Consider the following 13,300-nt stretch of genomic DNA (forward strand, 5'->3'; position numbering starts at 1 on the left):
GGACTCCTCGCCTATTGGGTGGTCAATAATATACGTGTACAACTGAAAGGAAAAGGAATCAGACATTATTGGAAAGAGATCGTCCGAATAATGTCCACCCAAAAAGCAGTTACGACGGAAGCCACCAACATGCTAGGGGAAAAGGTGGTCCTCCGAATTTGTAGCGACCCACCACCAAACGCCAGAAAAATCTACCAAGCCCTAAACTATAAAACCCACCCATTTAGAAAAATCAAAATTTGTAGTACACAGTAACTCTTCAAAAAAAGACAACAACACTAATAACAGTCACTTACAATCCGATAGGGGTCAAACTTGGGTTAAGAGAAACATACCAGAGAAGAGCCATTGATGGAAAAGAAAAAGAGGAGAGGCAGGTGGCAATCATTGTCTGCTACCCGCCTCTTCTCTTGCTTGAGTGAACCTTGGCAGACTCGAACTGCCGACCCCTACCCTGTCAAGGTAGTGCTCTAAACCAACTGAGCTAAAGATTCATTTCTTGTTGTCTTACAGCAAAGATACCCAATAATAGCGAGATTACCATAGGTTATGCTTTGGGAAAGGGCTTTGGTAGTGTTTGGGTACTTTGCTACCCTCGGTAAATAATTAGAGAGGTCTGCACCCTAAGATACAGACCTCTCTAGTTTTTACTAAGTGGTAATAAGCATTACCAAACGATAACTCGCTCCTCTGGAGCAAGCCACATAGCGTCTCCCTCCTTTACGTCAAATGCTTCGTAGAAGGCTGGGATATTGCGAAGCGCTTGGTTTACCCTAAGCTTGCCAAGGCTGTGTACGTCTACCTTGGTGAGGCGAGTTTCCTCCTCGGGAGTGATATTCTGACCCCACAGACGAGCGTAACCAATGAAGAAGCGCTGTGCCATAGTGAAGTTGTCAATCACTGGATACTCCTTACCCTCTGTAGCTCTCATTAGTGCATCATAAGCTACCAATAGACCACCTTGGTCTGCGATGTTCTCACCAAGGGTGAGCTGACCATTAGCCTTGAGGTCTGGGCGAATCATTACCTTATCAAACTGGTCTGCCAACTTCTTAGTTGCCATATTGAAGGTCTTTGCATCCTCCTCAGACCACCAGTTAACCATATTGCCATAAGCATCGTACTGGCTACCTTGGTCGTCAAATCCGTGAGTCATCTCATGACCAATAACCACACCGATACCACCGTAGTTTACAGCATCGTCGGCATTGAGGTTAAAGAATGGAGACTGTAGGATACCTGCAGGGAAGCAGATTTCATTGGTAGTTGGGTTGTAATAGGCATTAACCTCATGGGCGTTCATCAGCCAGCGGTCGAAGTCTACAGGCTTACCGAGATCCTCAAGGTTACGGTTCGTAGCGAATAGAGCTAGTGCTCGCATGTACTCATATAGAGAGCTCTCTACTAGCTCAGCCTTCTCATAAGTCCACCACTTATCAGGGTAACCTACCTTTACGATAAAGGTGTCTAGCTTTTCATGTGCTTTTTTCTTTGTGGCGTCGCTCATCCAAGCTAGGTTGTCAATACGATTACCAAGAGAAGCAATCAGATTGTCTACTAGAGTAATCATACGTTCCTTTGCCTCTGCAGGGAAATACTTAGCCACATAGCGCTGAGCAACTACATCGCCAAAGTTGTCGTTTACACGTGATACAGCGGTCTGCCATAGAGGCTTTTGCTCAGAAACACCTGTCATAGAGGTATTATGGAAAGCAAATGAAGCATCGCGGAAGTCTTTGCTGAGGTAGTTGGCACCGCCATCAAGTATCTGAGCTTTGATAAGTGCCTTTAGATCGTCAAGCGAGGTTGTCTCAAACCACTTATCGAAGCGGTGAAAGTAATCCTTCTGTGCTACATTAAGCTCCTTAGCAGCAGATAGACCATTGCGTCCCTCGAAGTAGCGTTGGTAAGGGAACTTGAAGGTCTTGTAAAGCTCCTCCATGCTCATCTTATTGTAATTACGCTGGCTATCTCTACGCTCTAGCATAGTATAGACGATTTTAGAAAGGCTCTTCTCTGTGTCGTATACCTTGCTAGCTAGTGTCTCAGCATCTGCCTCTGGAGTGCCGGTAAGGGTAAAGAGCTTTGCAACATAGGTCTTATAGTCTGCTTGCTGCTTAGCTAGGTCTGCATTATCTGCATAATAGTCTGGCACGCCCATGATAAGACCTGGCTGGAATAGCTGGAGTAGATTGTTCTTACTATCCTTCTCGTCTGCCATTACGAATACGCCAAAGAAGTAAGACTCCCCATAGTTGCCACTCTTTGCCATATAGTCTACAAGCGCATCTTTGGAATCGATGGCATCCACTTCGTTTAGGTAAGCAAGGATAGGCTGAGCACCGTCATTATCTAGCTTAACAGTGTCTAGGCTCATCTCGTACAGTTTGTAAGCCTTCTCTTCGTCACTACCAGCAGTGGTGTTGCCTTTCATCTCATCGAGGATACCCTTTGTAGCGTCTAGAGCGTTCTTCCTAAGCATATCGAAGCTGCCATAACGAGCATAACCAGCAGGAAGCGGATTATTTGCTATCCAATTACCATTGGCATACATGTAGAAGTCCTGTTGGGGCATTACAGTGGTATCCATTGCGGTAAGATCAATCGCTGGGATAGCTTCGACTGTCGTTGTCTCCTTTTTCGCATCCTCCTTACAGCCCCCAATACTGAGCGCCATAGATGCAAGCGTTAAAGTCATAAGAATCTTTTTCATATCAAGTATCTAATATGTGGTATATATTTGTGCGCAAATGTAGGGATAATTTGTGAGATTTATGTCCTTCCTTATATTAGTAATGAGACCCCATCCCACTTGGGCTAGGTCTCATTATCATATTGTAATATCAAGATTACTCTCCGATAGTGCTCTCAGCTTGTACAAAGTCCATGAAGCATAGACTCACAAGTGCGGTACCATAGCGCTTCTCGATAGTGATACCTTCGGTGACGAAGTTAAGCTCACCTAGGTAGTACTGGCTATAGGTCTTATCGTGAAGGTCTAGGATTACTCTAGTGAGCCTAGCCTCTAGCTCCTCGATGCGGTAGCGACCATTTACCTCGCACACAAGACCACCTATCTTCTCATCGAAGTTTTCGTCGGCATACATCCAAGCATATACGATACCTGCCGATACAAACTCATCCTGAGTACCGTGTGATACCGACATGATAGTCTTCATCTCCGAACCAAATGGAGGGAGATCTATCTCATCCATAGTTACCAGACGAGCAGTCTTGGGAAGGATGGAGGAGTAAACCATGATATTGTAGTCATTGATACCCGCATCATAGAGTGCCATGTGGTATGAACCAGCATGTAGCTCCAGATCCGATTCTCCACTCCCCTTTGTTACGAAGAATACATTAGGGGTCAGGTTGGATACAATCTTACTCATCTTTCTTATTGCTATCTATAGGGTTATTATTCAAATACAATACAAAGATACTATTTTTATTCGAGTCACGCATAGTGGTGTAAATTTGGTAGCTTTGTAACCTGTTTGGATATAATATAGGTTTACAGACAAGATTTATGGAGAAGAATTTTGTAAAAGAGTTGGAGTGGAGAGGGATGATTCACACTATCATGCCAGGGACTGAGGAGGAGCTAATGAAAGGGCAAACCTCTGGTTATCTCGGAATAGACCCTACAGCCGACTCTTTGCATATCGGTCACTTGGTAGGAGTGATGATGCTGAGACACTTCCAGCAGTCGGGTCACCGCCCTATTGCCGTAATAGGTGGGGCTACGGGTATGATTGGTGATCCCTCAATGAAGTCTGCTGAGCGTAATCTTCTAGATGAGCCAACCTTGAGACACAATCAAGAGGCAATCAAAAAGCAACTAAGTAAGTTCCTCGACTTTGAGAGTGATACCCCAAATGCTGCTGTCCTTGTTAATAACTACGATTGGATGAAGGATTACTCTTTCCTCAATTTCATTCGCGACATCGGTAAGCATATCACCGTCAATTATATGATGGCAAAGGACTCTGTGAAGAAGCGCATAGCTGGCGAAGGGAGCAATGGTCTCTCTTTTACAGAGTTTTCATACCAGCTCCTGCAGGGCTACGATTACCTCCACCTCTACGAGCATGAGGGGTGTCGTGTACAGCTCGGTGGTTCTGACCAGTGGGGCAATATTACTACTGGCTGCGAGCTGATTCGCCGCAAAGTAGATGGTCAAGCATTTGCGATTACTTGCCCACTTATCACGAAGGCTGACGGTACTAAGTTCGGCAAGACCGAGAGCGGCAATGTTTGGCTCGACCCTCGTTATACTTCTCCATATAAGTTCTACCAATTCTGGATGAATGTCTCGGACGAAGATGCTGGGAAGTTTATCCGTATCTTCACCAGCCTAGCCAAGGAAGAGATAGAGGCACTCGAGAAGGCACATGCCGAGGAGCCACACAAGCGCCTATTACAGTCTAAGCTCGCAGAGGAGATAACTGTTATGGTTCACTCCAGAGAGGACTACGAGACAGCAGTACAAGCATCTCAAATCCTATTCGGTCGCTCTTCTGTAGAGACACTGCATAAGCTAGACGAAAGCACATTCTTGAGTGTCTTTGAAGGCGTGCCAATGGCAGAGGTAGCGAGGGAAAAGGTCAATGGAGAAATGGGACTAATGGATCTGCTCGTGGGTGAGTGCAAGTTCTTTGCTAGCAATAGCGAGCTCCGTAAGCTTATACAGAGCGGAGGTGTGAGCCTCAATGGAGAGAAGGTAACAGATTTCCAATACGTCCCAAGTGAGCAAGATCTTCTCAATAGTCGCTATATGCTCATCCAAAGAGGTAAGAAGAACTTCTACTTAGTGAAGCTAGTGTAATACATGTTGCTCAACTATATATGGGTAGCCTTCTTCCTCGTGGGCGCTCTTGTCGCTATCATCAGAGTAGTGACTACGGGCGATGGCACCATATTTAGTGCGATGGTAGATGCGCTCTTCAGTGCAGCTACCACGGGTTTCGAGATATCTATAGGCCTTGCCGGAGTGCTTACACTCTGGCAGGGTCTTCTTCGTATAGGGGAGAAGAGTGGGCTTATCGGTCGCTTCGCCCAAGCCACGGCGCCCTTCTTTCACGTACTCTTCCCTTCTATTCCCAAGGGCCATCCTGTGACTGGTACCATGCTCATGAATTTTAGTGCCAACCTACTGGGACTGGATAATGCTGCCACACCACTAGGATTACAGACCATGCGTGAGCTGCAAGAGGTGAATGGCAAGAAGGACACAGCCTCGGATGCAATGATTATGTTCCTCACCATCAATGCTAGTGGGCTTACCCTTATCCCAATCACTATCATAATGTACAGGATTCAATTGGGAAGCACCTCTCCGGCAGATATCTTTGTCCCCATCCTACTCGCCACTGGAGCTAGTACATTGGCAGCAATACTGATGGTGTCGTATAAGCAAAAGATAAACCTCCTTAGGAAAGCTTTCGTTATCCCTCTCTTACTATTTCTAGCTTTAGTCGTAGGGATAATCTATTGGGCGGGGAATGTAGACCGAGCTACTCTCACCTCACAATCCACAATGGTGAGCCATCTTGTCCTCCTTAGCATGGTTGTCTTGTTCATTGGTAGCGGTGCTTTGGCAAAGCGCAACGTATACGAGGACTTTATAGATGGAGCAAAAGATGGCTTCAAGACAGCGGTCACGATTATCCCTTACATTGTTGCTGTGCTCGTGGGTGTCGGTCTCTTCCGTGCAAGTGGCGCTATGGATTGGCTGATGGGTGGGGTCTCCTATCTAGTCCATCTCGTAGGGCTTGATACTACTTGGGTAGATGCTTTGCCTACCATGCTGATGAAACCACTTAGTGGAAGTGGTGCTCGTGGACTGATGATAGATGCCATGGAGACTTTTGGTCCCGACTCCTTCGTGGGGCGATTGGCTTGTATGGTGCAGGGCTCTAGTGATACCACATTTTATATCCTTGCCCTATATTATGGTAGTGTGTCTATTAAAAAGACTAGATACACACTTGGTGTCTCTCTCCTCTCCGATTTTATTGGTATGATTGCGGCAGTCTCAATTGCATATCTCTTCTATTCATAATGAATACATTTGGCAGATATTTTCGCATTACCACCTTTGGCGAATCTCATGGTAGTGTGATTGGCGGTGTGATAGATGGTTGTCCATCGGGGGTTCGCCTAGATATGGCGTTCATCACTTCGGTACTCCAGCGCCGTAGAAGCGCAGGTGGTGTAAGCACAGGACGGGTGGAGGGTGACCAGCCCGTATTCCTCTCGGGTTTATTTGATGGCGTTACCACTGGTACGCCAATCGCATTTACTATTGCCAATAAAGAGCGAAAGAGCAGTGACTATGACCATCTATCGGAAGTGTATCGACCCTCTCATGCCGACTTTACCTATCAAGCAAAGTATGGGATACGTGATTATAGAGGAGGGGGGAGAGCAAGTGCACGTGAAACTGTAGTGCGCGTAGTGGCTGGTGCTATAGCTATGCAGATACTGGGGGAACAGGGGGTCAAAATTACAGCTTATACCTCACAACTGGGGCACATACGACTACCTGAAGGTTACCTTCTAGAAATAGCTCAAGGGGGTAGTAAAGTGGGTTGCCCCATACCAGAGGTGGATGAGCAAATGTACCAATCTTTGCTCCAAGCTAGAGAGGCTGGAGATACCCTTGGCGGCGTAGTCTCTGTGGTGGTACATGGTGTGCCACCAGGGTGGGGCAGCCCTCTGTATAGTAAGTTGGATGCGCGGCTGGCAGAGGCAATGTTGGGTATCAATGCCTGCAAGGGCTTTGAGATTGGAGATGGTTTCGCACTCGCCTCGATGCTTGGAAGCGCTGCCAATGACCCTTTTACCTCCATTGATGGTGTGCCTGTTACGGAAACCAATCACTCTGGTGGCGTACTAGGCGGTATCTCTAGTGGCGCTCCGCTCCTCTTTAGGGCAGCTTTCAAGCCAATAGCATCTATCGCTCTCCCCCAAAAGACCGTAAATACAGCAGGAACAGTGCACTCGCTAACGATAGAGGGTAGGCATGATGGGTCTGTGTTTCCTAGGGTCTTGCCAATTGTGGAGTCGATGACAGCTCTCGTGCTAGTGGATGAAATGCTGGCGCAGAGGCTAGTGCGTTGATCGCTCTGAATACTAGTAGTCGCTGAACCAATATCAATTACGACTTGTTCTACCCTATATAAGGTTTCATAATACTAAAAGAATAGAAGGATATGAATAAGAGAGTAGAACTACAAAAAAGCGATCGTCATGGAGCGCTCTTGCTCTATGTAGATGATGTACGTGCTGGAGAGATTGAGTTTGTCTTCGCTCATCCCAATCGGATGATTATCAATCATACGGGTGTGAATCCGGAGTTCGGAGGTCAAGGTCTGGGACGTTATCTAGTAGACGAAGCAGGGAAGTATGCTCAGCAAGAGCAATTGGAGCTCTCTTCAGTCTGTTCGTATGCTGCTAAGGTATTAGCAAATAAGTAACGAAGAGCTAGAGCACTCATTCTCACTCTATAGAGTAGAGATTGTGGAGCGCCTGAGTATGAAAATTTATCTCTAGGAATAAATTTATTTTTCTGTACAAATAAAAATATTTATTCCTAGAGATAAATTTATTTATTTGTACAGATAAATTTCAGCGCTCGCGGTATTCAGCTTTACTCGTCGGTATATTCGCAGAAAGAATAGTAGTAAAAGGGTAAATTCCTTTTGGTGATCTCCACTTTTTGTTTACCTTTGCAGCCTAATTGGATGATATAGTATTCACAATATAAATTACTGAAAATGAAGAAGATGTTTTTTGCAGCAGTAGCTGCTGCTCTAGCTCTTGCTGCTTGTACTCCAGCAGCAAAAGAGTTTAAGCTCTCTGGAACTGGACTTCCTGAGACTCTTAATGGGACTTATGCAAAGTTCTATGACATGGATCAGAACGTTAAGGATTCTGTACTTATCGAGAACGGTACCTTTAACTATGTTGTTCCAGCTAATGACACTGTTGTCAGCACTCTAGTACTTGGTGAGAGCTCTATGGTTCTCTCAAATGAGGAGGGTGACTTCACACTGACCTACACTACTGACGAGGCTACTGGTGCAGCTAACCTACGTTGTGATGGTGATGCCAATTCTTCTATCATGAAGGCTCAGGAGATGAAGGGCAAGATCGACGAGCTAAGGGCTAGCCTCAACGCTGAGAGCGAGAAGATTATTGCAGCAATCGGTGAAGCTGAGCCAACAGAGGAGCAGATGCAGCAGCTTAGCGATCTTCGCGAGAAGTATTCTGCAGACTCTAAGGATATCTACAACAGCTATTATACTAAGGGTGGCAATAAGATGATTGACTGGTATGCCTTCATGGGGCTAGCAGGCTCCTGGACTCCAGCAGAGTTTGTAGAGAACTTTGACGCTGCCGGTAGCCTTGTTAAGAATGACAAGGACTTGGCTAAGATGTATGTAACGATGCAGGCTGCCGCTAGAACCGATGTAGGTCAGCAGTTCCTAGACTATGAGCTAGTTAATCCAGCAGGTGAGACTAAGATGCTTAGTGAGTTCCGTGCTGAGGGCAAGTACTTCCTACTTGACTTCTTCGCTTCTTGGTGTGGCCCTTGTAAGATGTCTATGCCAGTTATTGCCGAGATTGAGAAGGAGTTTACCAACGTGCTTACTTCTGCAAGTATCGCAGTATGGGAGCAGGATACCGATGGTGCTGCTTACGCTCAGGCTGTAAAGGATATGAATATTACTTGGCCAACCTTCCAGGATAGCAAGAGCGATGCTGCTACGCTTTACGGTCTAATGGGTGTGCCTACTTTCATCCTAGTATCACCAGAGGGTGAGATCTTGATGCGCGGTCATGATATCAAGGCTGTACAGACTAAGCTACGTGAGCTGAATAAGTAAGAAATAGTAGCTTACTATCTAATAGAGACTGGCACTAGCAATTGTTAGTGCCAGTCTCTATTTTATGTCTCTATTGTTTGGGTAATTGAAATCATTTCGCTAATATTGTGTGCATAATTATTCTCAATAGGTGAGAATGATTGCGACATGTCGCAATATGCAGCTATTTTATAACCATTTATTTGTATATCTAATGCTGACAATTACAGACAAAGCAAGGAGCTTTATGGAGCAGGAAGCCAAGTATGGGGCACACAACTATCACCCACTTGGCGTGGTACTTTCTCGCGGAGAAGGTCCATTTGTATGGGATGTAGATGGAAAGAGGTATTTCGACTTCTTATCTGCCTATTCGGCAGTAAACCAAGGTCATTGTCATCCTAGGATTGTTAAGGCGCTAAAGGATCAGGCGGATACCCTATGCCTTACTTCTAGAGCTTTCTATAATGATGCGCTTGGTCCATACGAAGAGTATGTAACTAAGTACTTCGGATACAATAAAGTGCTACCTATGAATAGTGGCGCCGAAGCAGTAGAGACGGCACTGAAGCTGACGCGCAAGTGGGGTTATAAGGAGAAAGGTATCCCTGTTAATGAGGCTATCATCATTGTCTGTGAGGGGAACTTCCATGGTCGTACAATTACTATCGTTACACTCTCTAATGATCCTTCTGCTTACGAGCACTATGGACCATATACACCAGGCTTTGAGCGTGTGGCTTATGATAATCTTGATGCTATTGAGGCTGTCCTTATGGAAAAGGGCGACAAGGTAGCAGGTGTATTAGTAGAGCCTATTCAGGGTGAGGCTGGTGTGTATGTGCCTCATGATGGATACCTTAGCGGGATTAGGGCACTATGTGATAAGTTCAATTGCCTTTTCGTTGCCGATGAAGTACAGACCGGTATTGCTCGAACAGGTAAAATGCTCGCTTGCGACCACGAAGGTGTGCGCCCTGATATCCTTATTCTTGGTAAGGCTATCTCAGGTGGAGTATTGCCTGTGTCGGCAGTGCTAGCTGATGATGAGATTATGATGACTATTAAGCCGGGAGAGCATGGCTCTACCTATGGCGGCTTCCCATTGGCTTGTAAGGTGTCGATAGCAGCGCTCGAGGTGATTAAGGATGAGCACCTGGCAGAGAACGCGGAACGGTTGGGTAAGATATTTAGGGAGGAACTGAAGGCAATGAACTCACCTGCCGTAGAGCTTGTCCGTGGTAAAGGGCTACTAAATGCCGCTGTCATTAAGCCTACAGATGGTAAGGAGGCTTGGGATCTTTGTGAGATAATGGCGGAGAATGGGCTTCTCGCTAAGCCTACCCACCAGCATATCATCCGTTTTGCTCCACCGCTAGTGATTACCGAAGAGCAACTCCACGAGGGCTTGGAGATTATTCGGAAGTCTCTCGAGCGGTTTGTAGACAAATAGTCTTCTGCTATGGAAAGGGCTAGACAACAGACCACAGATAGGGTGTTTATGGTACGCCCTTGTCGCTTTCTGGCCAATCCGGAGACATTGGGAGATAATCACTTCCAGGTAGCGGAGAGGGAGACTGATGATGCTAATGAGCGCGCACGTAGGGAGTTCGATAGTTTTGTAGAACTCCTAAGAACACATGGTGTAGAGGTAGTAGTGGCTGAGGACACGCCAGAGCCACATACCCCAGACTCAATATTCCCTAATAATTGGTTCCTTACTGATGATGAAGGTCATCTGACCTTATTTAAGATGTATGCGCCAAGTAGGGATGCAGAGAGTCATAAAACGGTACTATTCAATAGGCTCCTAGAGGTTTGTCAACCTAAGGATATATGGGATATGCGCCCGATATCGGAGGAGATAGGTGAAGTGCTAGAGGGTACTGGCACGATGATTATAGATCGCCCACATAGGGTGATATATGCCTGTCGTTCGCATAGGATGTCGGAGAGGCTACTGGAGATGGTTTGCCAAAGGTTCGGTTATACAGCTGAGGTATTTGACGCCTTGGATAGAGATGGTAAGCCTATCTACCACACTAATGTGATGATGGCTTTGGCTGAAGATGTAGCGGTGATTTGTGTAGCATCTGTCCCAGAAGAACAGAGGGGTAGGGTACTTACTTCTCTTAGATCGTCTGGGCATGAGATATGTGATATCACGATGGAGCAGGTGTACCAGTTCGCAGGTAATATGCTCAGCGTGCGGAATCGAGAGGGGAAGCAATTTATGGTGATGAGCCAAAGAGCGCTTGCCTCGCTTACTGATGAGCAGAGGGCGATGATAGAGAAGAGCATGACGATTATCGCACCTAGTCTCACTACTATAGAGGATCTCGGCGGCGGCTCGGCTCGCTGTATGATGGGTGAACTATATAGATACGATTAATATTTGACAAAAGATTAAAGATAATTCTATGGATAATATCCTTTATAATTTCGAAAGACCAAAGAATGAACCAGTACTCTCCTACGCTCCTGGAACAAAGGAGCGGGAGGAGCTGAAGAAGGCAATAAATAACTGGAATAGCGAGATAGAAATTCCGCTGATTATTGGCGGGAAGGAGGTTCGCACTGGCAATACAGGCAAGGTGGTAGAGCCACATAATCATCAGCATACTATTGCTACCTATCACAAGGCAGGAGAGAAAGAGGTGCAAATGGCTATCGATGCGGCGAATAAGGCGCATAAGGAGTGGTCTCGGATGCCATGGCTAGAGCGTTCTTCTATTATGATGAAGATAGCTGACCTATTCGCTACTAAGTATCGGTATGTGCTGAATTCGTCTCTGATGATTGGGCAGAGTAAAAACCCTATGCAGGCAGAGATAGATGCTCCATGTGAGCTTATAGACTTCCTTACTTTCGGTACGTACTATGCCTCGAGAATATATGCCGACCAGCCTTTATCGGTACCAGGAGTATTCAATAGGCTAGAGTATCGTCCGCTAGAGGGCTTTGTATTTGCGCTTACTCCGTTTAATTTTACCTCTATCGCAGGTAACCTCAATCTCGCACCTGCGATGATGGGTAATACTACTGTGTGGAAACCTTCCACTACCGCACTACATTCGAACTATCTTATCATGAAGATATTTGAGGAGGCTGGGCTTCCTGCAGGTGTGGTGAACTTTATCCCCGGTCAGGGGTCTACTATCGGGAAGGTAGTAACTGCGGCTAAGAGCCTTGCTGGTTTTCACTTCACTGGTTCCACAGCTACCTTCAATCATCTATGGAGCGAGATCGGAAAGAATGTTGGTCATTATAGCTCTTATCCTGTGATTGTAGGAGAGACGGGAGGAAAGAACTTCGTCTTGATGCATAATTCTGCAGACTCCCGTGAAGTAGCCGTGGCTCTAGTGCGTGGTGCTTTCGAGTACCAAGGCCAGAAGTGCTCGGCAGCTTCGAGGGCTTATATCCCTAAGAGTAAGTGGAGCGAGGTGAAGACTTATCTAGAGGAGATGATATCGACGATTAAGATGGGTGATGTCCGAGACTTCTCTAACTTCATGAATGCGGTAATCGACGAGGCGTCGTACGATAATATCAAGAGCTATATCGACTACGCTAAGCAGTCGACTGATGCGGAGATAGTTATAGGAGGTGGTTGCGATAAGAGTGTCGGTTATTTCGTGGAGCCAACGGTAATACTTACTACTAATCCTCACTTCAAGAGCATGGTGGAGGAGATCTTCGGACCTGTGCTTACCGTCTTCGTCTATGACGACAATAAGTGGAAGGAGGTACTGGGACTAGTAGATACGAGTTCGGCTTATGGTCTTACTGGATCAATATTCTCTCGCGACCGTATGGTAACTAACCAAGTACTTGAAGAACTTCGCTTCAGTGCGGGGAACTTCTATATCAATGATAAGCCTACTGGAGCTGTAGTAGGACAACAGCCATTCGGTGGGGCTCGTGCTTCAGGTACCAATGATAAGGCGGGCGGTCCGCTTAATCTCGTGCGTTGGATCAATCCTCGTAATATCAAGGAGACTTTTAATCCTCCAGTAGATTACACCTATCCATTTCTTAGTAAGGAGTAAACCATAAATTAGGATAAGGAAAGGGCTTCGGGCATTGTCGCTCGAAGCCCTTTTCGCATATCGTTTGTGTGAGGGTACAAATAAAGCGGTGCGGTACTTAGTACCACACCGCTAAGATGTATTAAGTGTAGTAGACTACATTAGTTTCTTAATAAGCTTCTGTAGGCTCTCCTTAGCGTCACCTAGCATAAGGGTTACCTTCTCCTTATCCTCATAAAGTGGGTTAGGTACACCAGCGTAACCAGGGTTGAGGTCGAAGTTACAGATGATTACCTTCTTNGCTTGGTCTACATTGAGCACAGGCATACCGTAGATAGGTGTACCCTCAGCCTCACGAGCCGCAGGGTTGAGGACGTCATTTGCCCCGATAACGAC

The 13,300-nt window shown here is 46.1% G+C and carries 11 protein-coding genes, 1 tRNA gene and 1 pseudogene; 9 read left to right on the top strand and 4 right to left on the bottom strand.

The window, feature by feature from the left end:
* Positions 1–255: pseudogene (locus tag A3GG_RS13745) on the top strand (IS1634 family transposase); the annotation flags it as partial.
* A 164-nt stretch (positions 256–419) separates the two neighbouring features.
* On the opposite strand, the gene A3GG_RS0108375 reads toward A3GG_RS13745, so the two are convergent.
* The 3 genes from A3GG_RS0108375 to A3GG_RS0108385 all read right to left on the bottom strand — a co-directional run bounded on the left by A3GG_RS0108375 (position 420) and on the right by A3GG_RS0108385 (position 3,395).
* Positions 420–494 (bottom strand) — tRNA-Val (locus A3GG_RS0108375).
* Between the two features lie 173 nt (positions 495–667).
* Entirely contained in the window at positions 668–2,713 is a 2,046-nt protein-coding gene (locus tag A3GG_RS0108380; RefSeq protein WP_018358846.1) for a M13 family metallopeptidase, read from the bottom strand.
* 136 nt (positions 2,714–2,849) lie between these two features.
* On the bottom strand, positions 2,850–3,395 hold the full coding sequence (locus tag A3GG_RS0108385; protein WP_018358847.1) for a pyruvoyl-dependent arginine decarboxylase: 546 nt from the start codon (positions 3,393–3,395) through the stop codon (positions 2,850–2,852).
* A 137-nt stretch (positions 3,396–3,532) separates the two neighbouring features.
* On the opposite strand from A3GG_RS0108385, the gene tyrS reads away from it, so the two are divergent.
* The 8 genes from tyrS (at position 3,533) to pruA (ending at position 12,925) form a co-directional block, all read left to right on the top strand.
* On the top strand, positions 3,533–4,831 hold the full coding sequence (gene tyrS, locus A3GG_RS0108395) for a tyrosine--tRNA ligase (RefSeq protein ID WP_018358848.1): 1,299 nt from the start codon (positions 3,533–3,535) through the stop codon (positions 4,829–4,831).
* A 3-nt stretch (positions 4,832–4,834) separates the two neighbouring features.
* Positions 4,835–6,067, top strand: coding sequence for a nucleoside recognition domain-containing protein (locus tag A3GG_RS0108400; protein ID WP_018358849.1), 1,233 nt, complete (start codon positions 4,835–4,837; stop codon positions 6,065–6,067).
* Positions 6,067–7,128, top strand: coding sequence for a chorismate synthase (gene aroC / locus A3GG_RS0108405; protein WP_018358850.1), 1,062 nt, complete (start codon positions 6,067–6,069; stop codon positions 7,126–7,128). Before A3GG_RS0108400 ends, aroC begins: the two co-directional genes overlap by 1 nt.
* 92 nt (positions 7,129–7,220) lie before the next feature.
* Entirely contained in the window at positions 7,221–7,484 is a 264-nt protein-coding gene (locus tag A3GG_RS0108410) for a GNAT family N-acetyltransferase (RefSeq protein WP_018358851.1), read from the top strand.
* Between the two features lie 300 nt (positions 7,485–7,784).
* On the top strand, positions 7,785–8,897 hold the full coding sequence (locus A3GG_RS0108415; protein WP_018358852.1) for a TlpA disulfide reductase family protein: 1,113 nt from the start codon (positions 7,785–7,787) through the stop codon (positions 8,895–8,897).
* A 193-nt stretch (positions 8,898–9,090) separates the two neighbouring features.
* A complete protein-coding gene (rocD, locus tag A3GG_RS0108420; protein ID WP_033408693.1) occupies positions 9,091–10,329 on the top strand; it encodes an ornithine--oxo-acid transaminase in 1,239 nt (412 codons plus the stop codon).
* A gap of 9 nt (positions 10,330–10,338) precedes the next feature.
* Positions 10,339–11,268, top strand: a complete 930-nt coding sequence (gene ctlX, locus A3GG_RS0108425; protein WP_018358854.1) for a citrulline utilization hydrolase CtlX — start codon at positions 10,339–10,341, stop codon at positions 11,266–11,268.
* A gap of 28 nt (positions 11,269–11,296) precedes the next feature.
* Positions 11,297–12,925 (top strand): L-glutamate gamma-semialdehyde dehydrogenase, encoded by a 1,629-nt coding sequence (pruA, locus tag A3GG_RS0108430; protein ID WP_018358855.1) that lies wholly within the window; start codon positions 11,297–11,299, stop codon positions 12,923–12,925.
* 135 nt (positions 12,926–13,060) lie between these two features.
* On the opposite strand, the gene A3GG_RS12175 is transcribed toward pruA, so the two are convergent.
* Positions 13,061–13,300, bottom strand: a 240-nt coding sequence (locus A3GG_RS12175) for an NAD(P)(+) transhydrogenase (Re/Si-specific) subunit beta (RefSeq protein WP_033408691.1), incomplete at its 5' end; no start/stop codon positions are given.

It is taken from the genome of Porphyromonas levii DSM 23370 (genome assembly GCF_000379925.1).
Taxonomy (GTDB): Bacteria; Bacteroidota; Bacteroidia; order Bacteroidales; family Porphyromonadaceae; genus Porphyromonas_A; species Porphyromonas_A levii.